At 71.3% G+C, this 15,193-nt stretch carries 12 protein-coding genes and 1 pseudogene; 9 read left to right on the forward strand and 4 right to left on the reverse strand.

Annotated features, from left to right (window positions below; all coding sequences use genetic code 11):
- Positions 1-218 precede the first annotated feature (218 nt).
- A complete protein-coding gene (locus AC5L35_RS22425; protein WP_495061644.1) occupies positions 219-3,521 on the reverse strand; it encodes an ATP-binding protein in 3,303 nt (1,100 codons plus the stop codon).
- Between the two features lie 122 nt (positions 3,522-3,643).
- Between AC5L35_RS22425 and AC5L35_RS22430 the strand changes: the two genes are divergently transcribed.
- Positions 3,644-4,522 (forward strand): alpha/beta fold hydrolase, encoded by an 879-nt coding sequence (locus AC5L35_RS22430; RefSeq protein WP_495061645.1) that lies wholly within the window; start codon positions 3,644-3,646, stop codon positions 4,520-4,522.
- A gap of 36 nt (positions 4,523-4,558) precedes the next feature.
- On the opposite strand, the gene AC5L35_RS22435 is transcribed toward AC5L35_RS22430, so the two are convergent.
- From AC5L35_RS22435 to AC5L35_RS22445, 3 genes are all read right to left on the reverse strand, one after another.
- The gene (locus tag AC5L35_RS22435) at positions 4,559-5,929 is read right to left on the reverse strand and encodes an FAD-binding oxidoreductase (RefSeq protein WP_495061646.1); all 1,371 of its coding nucleotides are present in this window, start codon (positions 5,927-5,929) and stop codon (positions 4,559-4,561) included.
- 101 nt (positions 5,930-6,030) lie between these two features.
- Entirely contained in the window at positions 6,031-6,924 is an 894-nt protein-coding gene (locus tag AC5L35_RS22440; protein WP_495061647.1) for a cytochrome P450, read from the reverse strand.
- A gap of 167 nt (positions 6,925-7,091) precedes the next feature.
- On the reverse strand, positions 7,092-8,888 hold the full coding sequence (locus tag AC5L35_RS22445) for an MFS transporter (protein WP_495061648.1): 1,797 nt from the start codon (positions 8,886-8,888) through the stop codon (positions 7,092-7,094).
- 145 nt (positions 8,889-9,033) lie between these two features.
- On the opposite strand from AC5L35_RS22445, the gene AC5L35_RS22450 reads away from it, so the two are divergent.
- From AC5L35_RS22450 to ureC, 8 genes and pseudogenes are all read left to right on the forward strand, one after another.
- Positions 9,034-9,213, forward strand: coding sequence for a hypothetical protein (locus AC5L35_RS22450; protein WP_495061649.1), 180 nt, complete (start codon positions 9,034-9,036; stop codon positions 9,211-9,213).
- 2 nt (positions 9,214-9,215) lie between these two features.
- Positions 9,216-9,881, forward strand: a complete 666-nt coding sequence (locus AC5L35_RS22455; RefSeq protein WP_495061650.1) for a TetR/AcrR family transcriptional regulator — start codon at positions 9,216-9,218, stop codon at positions 9,879-9,881.
- A 122-nt stretch (positions 9,882-10,003) separates the two neighbouring features.
- On the forward strand, positions 10,004-10,711 hold the full coding sequence (locus tag AC5L35_RS22460; protein WP_495061651.1) for an SDR family NAD(P)-dependent oxidoreductase: 708 nt from the start codon (positions 10,004-10,006) through the stop codon (positions 10,709-10,711).
- 5 nt (positions 10,712-10,716) lie between these two features.
- Positions 10,717-11,322, forward strand: coding sequence for a TetR/AcrR family transcriptional regulator (locus tag AC5L35_RS22465; protein ID WP_495061652.1), 606 nt, complete (start codon positions 10,717-10,719; stop codon positions 11,320-11,322).
- Between the two features lie 145 nt (positions 11,323-11,467).
- Positions 11,468-12,712, forward strand: a pseudogene (locus AC5L35_RS22470) (beta-propeller fold lactonase family protein); the annotation flags it as partial.
- 55 nt (positions 12,713-12,767) lie between these two features.
- Positions 12,768-13,070, forward strand: a complete 303-nt coding sequence (locus AC5L35_RS22475) for an urease subunit gamma (protein ID WP_495061898.1) — start codon at positions 12,768-12,770, stop codon at positions 13,068-13,070.
- Between the two features lie 9 nt (positions 13,071-13,079).
- Positions 13,080-13,460: an urease subunit beta gene (locus tag AC5L35_RS22480; protein ID WP_495061653.1), complete on the forward strand. Its 381-nt coding sequence runs from the start codon at positions 13,080-13,082 to the stop codon at positions 13,458-13,460.
- Entirely contained in the window at positions 13,457-15,175 is a 1,719-nt protein-coding gene (gene ureC / locus AC5L35_RS22485; protein ID WP_495061654.1) for an urease subunit alpha, read from the forward strand. The genes AC5L35_RS22480 and ureC overlap by 4 nt, the downstream gene beginning before the upstream one ends.
- The last annotated feature ends 18 nt before the right edge of the window (positions 15,176-15,193 follow it).

Consider the following 15,193-nt stretch of genomic DNA (forward strand, 5'->3'; position numbering starts at 1 on the left):
TTACGCGGAAGCGAGCGGTGGGCGATGTAGACATTCCACGCAGTAGGGGCGTTGAGTGGGATCGGGGCCGATCTCGGCGAATCTTGGTAACGCGATGTTCGGCGAGTCGTCGGTTAGCCGATGGAGATACGCAGCCGCGTTGCCCAGTTCTGTGACAATCCGCACATCCGGCAGATATGACGTAGTTCAGAATCCGTGCTTTCGTCCTCTTTTCGTGGTCAATCGGTGCGCCGGCTGCCGAGGGTGCGCAGTGCATCGCGCGCGGCGGTGGCCCAGCGCGGCGACCCGGCCTTGTCCGCGATCGCCTCGGCCTGCCGGTAGTGGCCGACGGCCTGATGGTGCCGCCCGAGAGCGGTGGACAGCGTGCCCAGGTGGTGGGCTGTGGGGCCGAGGGTGAGCAGGCCGCTGCCGGCCCCGGCGAGCTCGCCGGCTGCGGGAAGCAACCGGGCGTAGAGGCGTTCCATCGCCGGACGGTCTCCCGTCCGGATCGCCGTCATGGCGTGCAGGCAGGTGCGGGCCTCGAAGAGGAGGTCGCAAGGGGAGTCCGGGACCGCTTGTGCAGCGGTGAGCGCCTGGTCGCCGTGGCCGTCCGCGAACAGCAACAACGGGCGGGCCCAGCGTTCGTACGCGCCCCAGTCGGCGTCGTCCATGCCGGTCGGCACGTCGGGGGCGCTCAGGCTGAGCAGGGCCAGCGGGAGGATCCCGTCCTCCAGGCCGGACATCCCGGTGCCGGTGAGCCGCCGGGCGGCGGCCCGGTAGGCGGCTGCCGTCTCCTCGGGTGGGCCGGTCAGTGCGAGCCGGAGCGCGGCGTACCAGTCGGTGAAGACACCGACGAGCGGAAGGTCGTGGCGTTCGGCGAGTTGATCGGCCGCGGCGGCGTGCCGGTCGGCGGCACCGAGATCGGCGACGGCGGCGCCGGCCTGGACGAGGATCAGGTGCCCGAGCACGTCGAAGGTCACCAGCCCGCGGTGCCGGGCGGCAAGCTCGATGAGCTCCTCGCCGATCCGGGCTCGTTCCGGAGCGAGGCCCGCGCGGTGGAAGGTCTGCAGGAAACGGCCGTTGAGCGCGAAGGCCAGCAAGATGGGGTCGCCACGGCGGCGGGCGATCGTCTCGGCCTCCCGCGCCGCCTCGTCCCCGCGTCGTCCGGCGTCGGCGCGCCGTTCCATCGCGATCGTGATCAGCAGGCGCCCGCGTTCGCTCTCGCGGTCGGCCGGGAGGGCTCCGAGTGCGCGTTCGGCTGCCGCGACGAGGCGGTCGGACAGGGCCTCGTCGTCGTTGGCCGTCCAGATCGCGGGCACGTCGAACGAGCCGAGCACGCGGGCGGTCAGCAACGGGTCGCCGAGCGCCTCGGCCGCCGTGACTGCCGTGGCCCGGTGGCTCCGGGCCTGCTGCAGTTCGCCGGTGACCGCCAGCGCCCGGACCAGGCCCATCACCGCGTCCAGCCGCTCCCGGCCGTTGCGGTCGCTCTCTCTGGCGCCCTCGTCGGTCCGGTCGAGGGCCGTCACCGTCTCCCGCCACAGGCGCGCCGCCTCGTGAGGGGCGAAGCGTTGCTCCGCCCGTTCTGCGGCGGCGCGTGCCCAGCGCGCGGTACGGGCGGTGGTGACCCGGCTTCCCGCCAGCAGGACATGGTGGGCGATCGCCTCCACGTCACCGGGCCGGATCTGCTCGATGATCCCGGCGGTCGCGGCGTGCAGGCGGGCCCGGCGGGCGCGCGTGATGTCGTGGTAGAGCGTCTCGTGCACGAGTGCGTGCGTGAATCTCAGGCGGTCGGCGTTCTCCTCGACGAGGAAGCCCGCGAGGAGGGCGGCCTCGACGGAGTCCAGCACCCGTTCCTCGTCCCCCACAAGCGGGACCAGCACGTCGAGGTCGACCTCCGGACCGATGATCGCGGCATGGCGCAGGTGCGTCCGTGCCGGCTCGGCCAGCCCGGCCAGGCGATGCCGGATCACGTCGCGGACGCCGGAGGGCACGGCGTGCAAACCGGCCTGGCCCTCAGCCTCCCAGAGCCGGACGAGCTCCCGCACGAAGAACGGGTTGCCCCCGCTGCGCGCGTGGATCACGCGGGCGTCCGCCGGGGTCGTCTCGCGCTCGGTGAGGGCCTCGACCATCTCCCGCACCTGCGGCTCGGCCAGGCCGCCCAGGTAGATCCGGGCCGGTTCGGTACGGGCGGCGCGGGCCAGCGCCTCGGCCAGCCCCGCGGAGATCTCGGTCGAGCGGTACGTGCCGACGAGCAGCACGCGCCCGGCACCCGGATCGGCCGCCAGCGTGGTCAGCAGGGCCAGGGTCTCCTCGTCGGCCCAGTGCAGGTCGTCGAAGACCAGCAGGACCGGGCCCCGCTCGGAGACCCTGGCCAGAAAGGAGCCGATCGCACGATGCCGGAGGAACCGCGCCGCGACGGGATCAGCACCTGCGGCATCGGCGGGATCGGGAGGCGCAGCCCCGGGTGAGGTGAGGCTTTCGCGCATCCGGGCCCACGGCCACGCCGCAGGCGCGCCCCGCTGCTCGGGGGCGGCCCCCCACGCCGTGGTCCAGCCGGTGGCCGCGAGGCGTTCGGTCAGGGTGGTGGCGAGCGCCGTCTTGCCCGCGCCGGCCGCTCCCGACAGCAGTACGAGCCGCGGCCGGCCCGCCGTCACAGTGGCCTGCGCGGCGTCCGCCAGCTCGGCGAGCTCCCCGGCACGGCCGACGAACGGATGTCCGGCCGGCCCCGGTCGGCCGACCGCCGTGGGCGCCGGGCTCTGCCCGCGGTGCGCGAGCGGCGCGGTGAGGTGCGGGGCCTGGGCGAGGATGTCCGCCTCCAGCTGCCGCAGGCTCGGTCCGGGGTCCACGCCCAGCTCGGCCCGCAGCATCGTGCGCGCCCGGCGGAGCGTGGTCAGCGCGTCGCCTTGGCGCCCCGCCCGGTAGAGCGCCAGTGCCAGCAGCCGCCTGCCGTCCTCGCGCAGCGGGTGAGCCGCGACGTGGGCCTCCAGATCGGGCACCGACTCGGCGGCCCGGCCGGCGCCCAGCCCTGCCTCGGCCCGGCGTTCCACGGCCAGCAGGCGCAGCTCGTCCAGGCCGGCGGCCTCCCCGCGCGCCCAGCCCTGCTCGGCGAACTCCGCGTACGCCGGTCCCCGCCAGAGCCCGAGCCCCTCGTCGAGCAGGCTGCGGGCCTCCTCCGCTCTCCCGTCGGCCAGCAGCCGGCCCGAGGCGGCGACCGCGGCCTCGAAACGCCACGCGTCCACCGCCTCCGGGTCGGCGCGCAGCGCGTACCCGGGCGGCGCCGTGACCAGCAGCCGGGCCGGGGTCCGCGGCGGGCGGTCCGGCTCGAGCGCCTTCCGCAGAGCGCCGACGAACGTCTGGACCGCGCCGAGCGCGCCGTCGGGCGCCTCGTCCCACAGATCGTCGATCAGCCGGGTGACCGGCACGGCGCGGCCTCTCGCGACCAGCAGCCGGGCCAGGACGGCCCGATGTCGCGGGCCCTTCAGGTTGACCGGGCCGTGCTCGTTCGCGGCCTCCACGGGGCCGAGCACACCGAAACCCACCATCGGCGCCCAACCTATCGGCCTCCGCCGCCCGGCCCGACGAGCTGAGCGGTCGCTGACTGCGTGCTGATCGGCGGAACGGAGGGTGGGCCCGTACCACCGACCAGACCGGACGAGGAGTCCACATGACACCGGAGATCGCCGGATTCAGCCGGCAGCGCGTCACCGTCGCCGACGGCGTGCAGCTCAACGTGGCGGTGGGCGGCTCGGGCAGCCCTGTCGTCCTGCTGCACGGGTTTCCCCAGACCCACCTGATGTGGCGGCACGTCGCCGCCGACCTGGCCGCCGACCACACGGTGATCTGCCCCGACCTGCGCGGCTACGGCGACAGCGACAAGCCGGCCGACACCGACGGGCAGACCTACTCCAAGCGCACCATGGCCGCCGACGTCGTCGCGCTCGCCCGCGCACTCGGGCATGACCGGTTCGCACTCGCCGGCCACGACCGGGGTGCGCTGGTCGCCATCCGCGCCGGGCTCGACCACCCCGTCGCGGTCACCCACCTGGCCTCGCTCGACGTCCTGCCGACCCTCGACACGTGGGACGTCATGCACGGCACGTCCGCCGCGGTCGGCTTCCACCTCTACCTGATGGCCCAGCCGCCCGGCCTGCCCGAGCTGATGATCAGCGGCGCGGCGGACGCGTTCTTCGGTCACTTCCTCGACATCTGGGCCGTCGATCCGGACGCGATCCCCGTCGACGTCCGGGCCGCCTATCTGGAGGCGTCCCGCCGCGCGGTCCCCTCGATCGTCGCCGACTACCGGGCCTCGGCCACGGTCGACGTCGATCACGACGAGGCCGACCGGCAGGCCGGCAACCGACTGCGGATGCCGGTGACGGTGCGGCAGCAGGACTGGGGTGCCGCCCTCGGTTTCGACGCCGCCGCCCGGTGGCGGGCCTGGGCCCCCGACCTGGACCACGCCACCGTGTCCTGTGGGCACTTCATGGCTGAGGAGGCCCCCACCGAGGTGATCAAAGCCCTGCGCGCCCTGCTCGCCAGGTAGACCGAGACACCGTTGTCCCGGTCAGGGGTCAGGGGGTCAGCGGGTCAGCCCCGCGAAGCGGAACAGGTTCGCCGGGTCGTACCGGGCCTTCAGCTCGAGCAGGCGGGCGTGCGTCTCGCTGCTGAAGGCGGTGGCGACGAGCTCGGGCGAGCCACTGGTGGTGAAGTTGAACGAGACACCCCCGGTCTTCCAGGGCTCCAGCGCCGCCTGCAGTGCATCGAGCTCGGCGACTGCCGGGCCCGCCACGTCAGGCGGAACTATCGAGACCGCATAGACGAGGAAGCCGGCGTCCCGGCCGTCGACCGCGTTGGCGTGCTCGGGCTTGCGCGAGAGGGCACCACCGAGGTGCCGGATCTCCAGCAGCGTGACGAGCGTGTCGGCGCCCGGGCCGAAGAGCTTCAGCACGGTGTCGACGGCCTCCACCGGCAGCTCCGTGAGGAGCGTGGAGGTGTCCTGGAACGGGATGGGCCCGGGCGGGTCGTTGTGGATGGTGCCGACTGCCGAGTAGGGCATCTCGCCGACGGCGTCGATGACGATCGGCGCCGCCTCCCGCAGCGGCGCGACCAGCCGCTCGCCCTCCGCTGCGGGACCGTTGTAGGCGATCCGCAGGTGGACGACGAACCTGCCCTGCAGGGGCGGCGGCAGGCTCGGGTCCGGCGGGAGCCGGAGCAGGGCGATCGAGGACGTCATCGCGTCCGGCACCGTTGCGACCCAGCCCCGGTACGCAGTCAGTACCTCCTGCGCCGACTCGCCGGGGAAGAAGATGCCGCCCCCGTACAGGGTGCGTACCGGGAACAGGTCGACCACCACGGAGGTGACCACACCGAAGTTGCCCTTGCCGCCCCGCACGGCCCAGAAGAGGTCCGTGTTCCCGTCCGGGCTCGCCTCCCGGGCGACGCCGTCCGGGGTGACGATCTCCAGCGAGCGGACGTGGTCGGCCGCGAAGCCGTAGGAACGGGCGAGCGGTCCGATGCCACCGCCGGTGACGTAGGCGATGACGCCGACGCTCGGTGCTGCGCCGTTGAGCGGGGCGAGTCCGTGTTGAGCTGCCGCCTCCACCACGCTGCTCCAGCGCACTCCGGCACCGATGCGGGCAGTCCGGGCGGCGGCGTCGATCTCGACGTCGTCGATCCGGCTGGTGCTGATCAACAGCGCGCCGTCGGCCTGCCGCATCTGGGCGTGCCCGGTGGACTTGACCGCGACCGGCAGGTTCTGTCCTGCGGCGAAGCGCACAGCCGCACTCACGTCGGCCACCGACGTCACACCGATGACGGCCACCGGGTCCTGGCGGAACGCGACGTTGTATCCGGTCAGTTCAGCTTCGTAGTCCGGCTCGCCGGGCAGCAGGACGGGTCCCACCACAGCCGCGGCCAACTCCGTGAGCGCATCGGCGAGCTGCGTGCCCACCGACGAACGATTTCCTTGCGACGTCACATCATCTCCTTGGTTCAAGGGGATGACGCTATCCGCCCCCGCTCCACGGACTGCGAAAGGCCGGGCCGCAGCGATCACCAGGCGACGGGGAGCTCCTCGAGCCCGTAGATGGCCTTGTGCCAGGCGAAGGCGACACGGTCGTCGGGCACGGCCAGGCGCAGCTGGGGGAAGCGTCGGAGCAGCGCGGGGAAGGCGATGCGCATCTCCAGGCGGGCCAGCGGCGCACCGAGGCAGTGGTGGATGCCGTGACCGAAGCCGACGTGGCTCGTGGCCTTGCGGGTGATGTCGAAGCGTTCGGGGTCGTCGAGGAGCGCGGGGTCGCGGTTGGCGGTGGGGAGGTTGAACAGCACCAGGGCGCCGCGACGGATGGTGGTGCCGTCGATGTCGACGTCGCGGGTGGCCAGCCGCGGGGAGCCGCTGTTGACGATGGACAGCCAGCGCATCAGCTCCTCGACGGCACCCGGGACGCTGTCGGGATCGTCGCGGACCATGGCGAGCTGGTCGGGGTGACGCAGCAGCGCGAGAGTGCCCAGGCCGAGCATGTTCGAGGTCGTCTCGTGGCCGGCGACGAGCAGCAGGTTGCCGATGCCCACGAGCTCCGCGTTGGTCAGATCCTCGTCGCGCTCGCGGATGAGCATGCCGAGCAGGTCCTCGCCGGGGTCGCGGCGGGCGCGCGCGACGAGCCCTTGCATGTAGGCCAGTGACTCGCGGGCGAGCTCGACCTTCTCCGGCTCGGACAGGGTGATGTCGAGCTGACGGTTGGTGCGCTGCTGGAACTCCTTCTGGTCGGTGGCGGGGACTCCGAGGAGCTCGCAGATGACCAGCGAGGGGATGGGCAGGGCGTAGTTGGCGACGAGGTCGGCCGGCGCCCCCAGACGTTCGAGGGCATCGAGGTGGGCGTCGACGATCGCGACGATGCGTGGTTCCAGGCGGCGCATGCGCCGGACGGTGAACTCCGGGGTGAGCATGCGCCGCAGGCGGGTGTGATCGGGCGGGTCGAGGGACAGCAGCTCTCTGCCCGGTCGGTCTGGTCGTCGGTCAGGGGCGCTGCGTCGGTCACTGGCTTCCTTTCTGGCTTGCCCTCTCCGTGGTGGGAAGGGGCAAGTTCATGCGGAGAGATCCGCCGGGCGGCTGCTCAGGTGGTGGCTTCGGCGGTCTCGAGACGCCGGGACCCCTCGGCGAGCGGGACGTCGAGGTCGATGTCGTGGGGGCTCAGGCCCGCGGTCTGCAGGTACTCGGCCCGGGAGGTGCCGGCCCACTGCACGACGAGCAGGTAGACGTGACCGTCGCCGTCACGGGTGATGCGGTAGTGGCCGCCCGCGTCGCTGCGGGCGTGCCCGAGCTGGCGGCCCGCCGTGTCGACGACGGTGAGCACGGCGTCGTGCGCAGGCCGGCCGCCGTGGCGGACCACTCCGTGCAGCAGTGGGACGACCGTGCTCTCCCGGTGATCGGCCTCCGCGCGCGGGGGCAGGGGGAGTGCTTGCGGGGGAGCGGCAGGCACGGGCGCCGGGGCGGTGGCAGGGCGTCGGCGTGGGATGAAGGAGGCGATGGCGAGCGCGACGAGTGCGGCGCCCGCGCCGAGGCCGAGTACGACGCGGAAGGAGTTCTCCGACGGCACGGCGACCGGGCCGAACGGGACGGTCATCTGGGCGAGGACCACTCCGGCCACGGCGCTGGCGATGGACGTGCCGAGAGCGCGCATGAGGTTGTTGAGGCTGTTCGCCGCGGCGGTCTGCGTGACGGGCACGGCGGCCATGACCAGCGCGGGCATGGCGCCGTAGGCGAGGCCGATGCCGGCGCTGATGAACACGGACATGAGCAGGAGCTGCCAGATGGTGGCGTGCAGCACCACGCCCAGGCCGTAGCCGATGGCGACGACGAGCGCACCGAGCATGAGGGTGGTGCGCGGGCCGGGGCCGGCCGTGATCCGCGCGGAGACCGGGCTCATCGCCATCATGACCAGGCCGCCGGGGGCGAGGACGAGGCCGGCGGCGAAGATCGACTGGCCGAGCCCGTACCCGGTGTCCGTGGGCAGCTGCAGCAGTTGGGGCAGCACGAGCGACATCGCGAACATCGAGAACCCGAACACCGCCGATGCGGTGTTGGTGAGCAGCACCTGACGCCGGCGGCTGATGCGCAGGTCGACGAGCGGGTGCGGGGTGCGCAGCTCCCACCAGCCCCACGCGGCGAGCGCGACGACCGCCACGGCGAACAGTCCGAGCGTCAGACCGCTGGTCCAGCCCCAGGTACCGCCCTTGGAGATGGCCAGCAGCAGGCACACCAGCGTGACCGACAGACCGACGGCGCCGACGAGGTCGAAGCGTCCCCCGGCGCGCTGCGGTGACTCCGGGATCAGGGTGAGCACGAGGACGGTGGCGATGGCCCCCATGGCGCCCGCGGCCCAGAACAGCACGTGCCAGTCGGCGTACTGGGCGACCAGCGAGGCGATGGGCAGGCCGAGCGCACCGCCGACACCGAGCGATGCGCTCATCAGGGCGGTGGCCGAGCCGAGGCGCTCCGGGGGGAGCTGGTCCCGCATCAGGCTGATCCCCAGCGGCACCACGCCCGCCGCCAGACCCTGCAACGCGCGGCCGATCACCAGCGGCACCAGCGTCGTGCTCAGCGCGGCGATCACGGAGCCGACCACCAGGATGATCAGGCAGACCATGAGCATCCGGCGCTTGCCGAGCATGTCCGCGAGCCGGCCCACGGTCGGGGTGGCGACGGCGCCGGCGAGCAGTGTGGCGGTGATGGCCCACGTGGTGTCGGCAGGCGGGGCGTTCAGCAGCTGTGGCAGCTGGGGAATCAGCGGGATGACCAGGGTCTGCATCAGCGAGACCACGATCCCGGCGAACGCGAGCACGGCCACCAGCACCGTGGCGGGCGACCGGACCGCAACGGGGCCGGTCGCCGGCGCGCTGGGTGAACTCATCGAGGACGGCTCCGAGCTCGGCGGGAGGGGAGGACGGGCCGGAGTCTAAATCAAGTGATTGAGTTAATCCAGCCGGTACGGTTCACTCGGTACCGGCGCGCCGGGTCGGCCCGTGCTCGCCGCGCAGTCGGACAGGGAGGTCGCGATGAGTTCGGACGCCGCGGAGCGGACACCGGAGTACCTGCTCTCCGACCCGCGCGTCACCACGATCGGCAGGATGATGGCCATGGTGCTCGCCGATCGCAGCCGCTGGGAGCAACTGGTCGCCCACCCCGCGCCGGCGCGGACCGTCGGCGGTGCGAAAGAACTCCCGGTGCGGTGGTGACGGTGCCGGCACAAGCTCCACGCGCCCCGCGGGCCTCCCGCGCCGAGCGCAACACCGTCACCCGCGATCGCATCCTGGCCGCCGCCGAGCGGTTGTTCGCCGAGCACGGCGTGTATGCCGTCTCCAACCGCCAGGTCGGCGAAGCCGCGGGCCAGGGCAACACCGCCGTGGTCGGCTACCACTTCGGCACCAAGACCGACCTGGTCCGGGCCATCATCCGGCGTCACAGCGAGCAGATCGAGCGGATCAGGGAACGCCTGCTCGCCGACATCGGCGACAGCCCGGAGGTCCGCGACTGGGTCGCGTGTCTCGTGCGGCCCATCCCCGAACACCTCGCCGGTCTCGGCGCTCCCACCTGGTACGCCCGTTTCGGCGCCCAGGTCATGACCGACCCCGCCCTGCGGGAGATCATGATCGAGGAGTCCCTGACCTCGCCGGCCCTGCATCGCATCCTCGACGGCCTCAACCGCTGCCTGCCCGCACTGCCGGTCGAGGTCCGCATCGAACGCGGCGACATCGGACGGCACCTCATGGTGCACGTCATCGCCGAGCGGGAGCGCGCACTCGCCGAGGGGACCCCCACCCCCCGTGCCACCTGGCACGATGCTGCCTCCGGCCTGATCGACGCCCTCGTCGGCGTCTGGCTCGCCCCGATCACGCAGCCCTGACCCCGGAGTGAGGCGGAGCCGCGAGACGACCGGCGATCCCTAAGTAACTAACTGTTGACTGATTTAGCGGCCGGCCTTACCGTTAAACATCCGGTTAGTTAGAAGATCTTCGGGAGGTAGCGATGTCCACCGTCCTCATCACCGGCTCGAACAAGGGCCTGGGCTACGAGGTCACCCGGCAGCTGGTGGCCGCAGGTCACACCGTGTACGCGGGCGCCCGCGACGTCACGCGGGGCAGCACCGCCGCAGTAGGGCTCGGCGCGCGTTTCGTGCAGCTCGACGTGACCGACGACGCGTCCGTGGCCGCCGCCGCGAAGGCGATCGAGGCCGACGGCGGGTTGGACGTGCTGGTCAACAACGCCGGCATCGAGCCGCGTACCGCCGACGGCGGGTTCGTCCCCGTCGCCGACGTGACCGGCGACTCGGTGCGAGAGGTGTTCGAGACCAACGTGTTCGGGCAGGTCCGCATGCTGCACGCGTTCCTGCCGCTGCTGGCGGGGTCCGCCGCCCCGGTGGTGGTCAACGTCAGCAGCGGCCTGTCCGTGACGCGCGACCTCGGGGACCCGGCGAACCCCTCGCACTTCTACCCGGACATCGCCTACCCGTCGTCCAAGGCCGCGGTCAACATGCTGACCGTCCAGTACTCGAAGGCGTTCCCCGGCATCCGGATCAACGCCGTCGACCCCGGCTTCACCGCCACCGACCTCAACCATCACGCCGGCACCCAGACCGTCGAGCAGGGCGCTGAGGTCATCGTCCGGATGGCCCAGGTCGGCCCGGACGGCCCCACCGGTGGCTTCTTCGACGCCACCGGTCCCGTCGCGTGGTGACGGACATGTCCGCGTCATCGGCAGAGCGCCGACCACGCCCCCGCGACGCCGCGGCGACCAAGGCGCTGCTGCTGCGCGCCGCGACCGAGGAGTTCGCCGAGTACGGGCTGGCCGGGGCCCGCATCGACCGCATCGCGGAGCGTGCGGGTGCCAACAAGCGTCTGATCTACGTGTACTTCGGCGACAAGGACCGGCTGTTCGACGCCGTGGTCGACGACCAGGCGGAGGCGGTCACCACAGCGGTTCCGCTGCGGGACGGGGACCTGATCGGGTTCGCGGCCACCAGGTTCGACTACGTACTGGCCAATCCCGAGGCGCGCCGCATCGCCGTCTGGCGCGCCTTCGAGCGCGCCGAGCCGACCGACACGGAGGTGGCCACCTACCGCGACCGGTTGGAGGCGGTCGCCGCGGCGCAGCGCGCGGGCAGGCTGCGCGCCGACATCCCTTCGGCCGACCTGTTCGCGCTCGTCCTGCGCATGACCGAGAGCTGGCTCAGCGCGCCTGCGGCCCTGCGTGCGGCCGCAGGTGACGAACCGGTCTCCGCCCGGCTGGACGAGCACCGGGCCGCGCTCCTGGCTGCCGTGCGCAGCGTGGTCGAGCCGTCCGTATAGGAACCGAAACGCCGGCTGGTCCGAGGAACCGCCGGCCGGCACCTCCTCGGACCGGGGCATGAACCGGGGGTGTGGCTCGGGTGTCCCCTGACGCGAGGACGCGGAAGTCGGGGCATGTTCCGAGCAGAAGAACGGGAAACGGGAGAGACATATGGATCAGGACATGTACGCCACCGGTCACGTGTACATCCAGACCAACGAGGTCGAGAACGTCGTCATCCACTACGCGCGTGCTTCGGACGGCTCGATCGCCGAGGTGGAACGCATTCCCACCGGAGGCGCGGGTTCCGGGCTGTACAAGCCGATCAGTGGGCAGGAGAGCGCGCCCAACGCCTTCGAGGCGGCCGGCAGCGTGATGGTCACGGCGGACAAGCGGTTCCTGTTCGCCACCAACGGTGGTGACAACTCGGTCTCGAGCTTCGGCGTCGGCGAGGACGGCAAGCTGACGCTGCTGGACGTCAAGCGGACCGGAAACATCGTCACCGGCAGGAGCGGCACCGCGAAGTCGCTGGCGTACTCGGCGGCGAGCAGCACGCTGTTCGTGTTGCACTCCTTCGGCCCCGACCACGTCCGCCTGATGTCGGTGAGCACCGATGGCAAGCTCAAAGCCCGGCCGGAGGGCTACACCGTGAACACCCCGGACAAGCCGCTGCGGGTGTCCACGATGGTCGTGCTGTCCCCGGACGAGAAGTTCCTGGTCGTCGGCACCACGTTCGACCAACCGGCCGGGGCCAATCCGGACGGCTCCCCGATCCTCTGGGCGGACCAGCCGGACGGCACGAAGAAGTCGGTGGCGTCCAACGCGCCCGACCCGGACGGCATCGTCGTCTTCCCGGTGACGGCGAACGGCTCGCTGGGGGAGGGGCTGTTCCAGGACGGTGGTGGCGCATCGCCGTTCTACCCCGCGTTCCTGCACCACCGGCCGGATCACCTCGTCATCGGTTATGCCGTCGCCGACGGCATCGCACTGGCGACGTTCGACGAACGTGGCGAGCTCGGAACCGGCCCGGTGGTGAAGATCGACACCGGCGGGGGGCTGCCGTCCGAGCTGTGCTGGCTGGCGGTGTCGCCCGACGACCAGTGGGTATTCGCCACGAACTTCGGATACAGCCACATCAGCACCTTCCGTATCGACGGTGACGTGATCTCGCTGGCCCACCATTCCGCGTGCCCGAAGGTGCCCGGTGACGGGACGTTCCGGGCGCTCAACGGGACGGTCAGCAGCGGCCCGAACGACAGCTGGATCACCCCGGACGGTGGCTACCTGTACCAGATCTATGGCAACGCCTCGAAGCTCGTCGGGTACGCGGTCCGACCGGACGGCTCGCTCACCGAGGTCACCAGCGCGGAGATCCCCTACAACAGCCCGCAGGGGCTGGCCGGGTTCTGACATGACGGTGCCCAGCGGTTCGGCGGAACCACGTATCGAGACCTCCCTGTCGTCCTTGATGCTCAGCCCCCGGGAGCTCGAGAAGCTGGTGATCTACCAGGTGGCCGAGCTGGCGCGCAGGCGCCGGGATCGCGGTCTCAAGCTGAACCTTCCCGAGTCGATCGCTCTGATCACCGAGGCGTTGCTGGAAGCGGCCCGGGACGGAAGCTCGGTCGCCGAGGCGACCGAGCTCGGCAAGCAGGTGTTGAGCCGGGACGACGTGCTGCCCGGTGTGCCGGAGATGGTGAACGTGGTCCAGGTCGAGGCCACTTTCCGGACGGGCACGCAACTGTTGGCCGTGGCCAACCCGATTCCCTAGGGGCTGACGATGATTCCAGGTGAATGGTTGCTCGACGACGACCCGATCGAGATCAACAGTGGGCGGCGCACCTTGCGCCTCTCGGTGCGCAACACCGGTGACCGGCCGATCCAGGTCGGCTCCCACTTCCACTTCTTCGAGGTGAACCGGGTGTTGGACTTCCGCCGGGCGGCGACGCTGGGCATGCGCCTGAACGTGCCGTCGGGACAGTCGATCCGTTTCGAGCCCGGTGACGAGCGCGACGTCGACCTGGTCGAGTTCGGCGGGGCCGGTCGGGTGATCGGGTTCAGCGGTCTGCTCGACGGTGGCATGTCGGCCCGATGGACAGCGAGCCAGGCGTTGGCCCGGGCCGCCGAACTGGGGTTCTCCGGAATGGACGAGCGGCCATGAGCACGGTCTCGAGAAGGCGGTACGCGTCGCTCTACGGTCCGACAGCGGGCGACCGGTTCCGGCTGGCCGACACCGAGCTGATCGCCCGCGTCGAGAGCACCCGCATCCTCCCCGGTGAGGAGGCCGTCTACGGCGGTGGCAAGTCGATCCGCGACGGTATGGCGCAAGCACCCGGACTGCGCAACGTCGACGGCGTGCTGGACCTGGTGATCACCTCGGTCATCGTCATGGACGCGGTGGTGGGGATCGTCAAGGCCGACATCGGCGTGAAGGACGGGCGGATCGTCGGGGTCGGCCAGGCCGGCAACCCGTACGTCCAGGACGGGGTGTCCGCGAACCTCGTCATCGGGCCGGGTACGGAGGTGATCTCCGGCGAGGGTCTCGTGGCTACCGCGGGTGCGATCGACACCCACGTGCACTTCCTCACGCCGGCGCAGGTTCCGCACGCCCTCTCGAGCGGGGTGACCACCCTGCTGGGCGGGGGCACCGGTCCTGCTGACGGCTCCAAGGGCACGACGTGCACGCCTGGTCCGTGGAACATGGCGAGGATGCTGGAAGCGACCGCGACTCTCCCGGTCAACGTCGGCTTGATGGGCAAGGGCAACAGCAGCCGGCCGGAGGGTCTGCGTGAGCAGGTGGAGGCGGGCGCATTCGGGTTGAAGGTCCACGAGGACTGGGGGGCCACACCGGCCGCGCTCGACTGCGCGCTCGAGGTGGCCGACGAGTACGACGTGCAGGTCGCGTTGCACGCGGACACCCTCAATGAGAGCGGGTACCTCGCGGACACGCTCGACGCGATCGACGGGCGGACGATCCACAGCTACCACACCGAGGGCGCGGGCGGCGGGCACGCCCCGGACATGATGGCCATCGCGTCGTTGCCGAACGTGCTGCCGTCCTCGACCAATCCGACGCGTCCGTACACCACGGACACGACGGACAACCTGTTCTACATGACGATCGTGACGCACCATCTGAACCCGGACAATCCGGAGGACGTGGCGTTCGCACAGTCCCGTATCCGCGCTGAGACCGAGGCGGCCGAGGACGTGCTGCACGACATGGGCGTGCTGAGCATGTACTCGTCGGACTCGCAGGCCATGGGTCGCGTCGGTGACACCGTCGCGACGTGTTGGCGCACCGCGGACAAGATGAAGAAGCTGACCGGCAGCCTGCCAGGGGAAACGGCTGGTGACGACAACGAGCGGATCCTGCGCTACCTGGCGAAGTTGACGATCAACCCGGCACTGACGCACGGCATCGGTCACCTCGTCGGCTCACTGGAGCCGGGCAAGCTCGCCGACATCGTGCTGTGGCCGACGAACATGTTCGGTGTCAAACCGAAGTGCGTGATCAAGGGCGGCCTCATCGCCTGGTCGGTGATGGGGGACGCGAACGCATCCATCCCGACCCCGGAACCGGTGTTGCTGCAACCGATGTTCGCCGGGCTGGGGAAGGCGGCGGGGCGGACGTCGGTGACATTCGTGTCGCAGGCGGCCGCGGACGCCCAGGTCATGGAGCGGCTCGGGCTCGACAGGTGGACCGAAGCGGTGCGTGGGTGCCGCACCGTCGGCAAGGCGCAGATGGTGCGCAACGACCTGACCCCGGACATCTCCGTGGACCCCGAGACCTACCAGGTCGACGTGGACGGTCAGCCGGCCGTTGTGCCCGCGGTCAGCGAGGTGCCGATGTCCCAGCTGTACTACATCGTCTGATGCCGGACCATCCGCAAC

It is taken from the genome of Pseudonocardia sp. OZ21, from assembly GCF_059359135.1.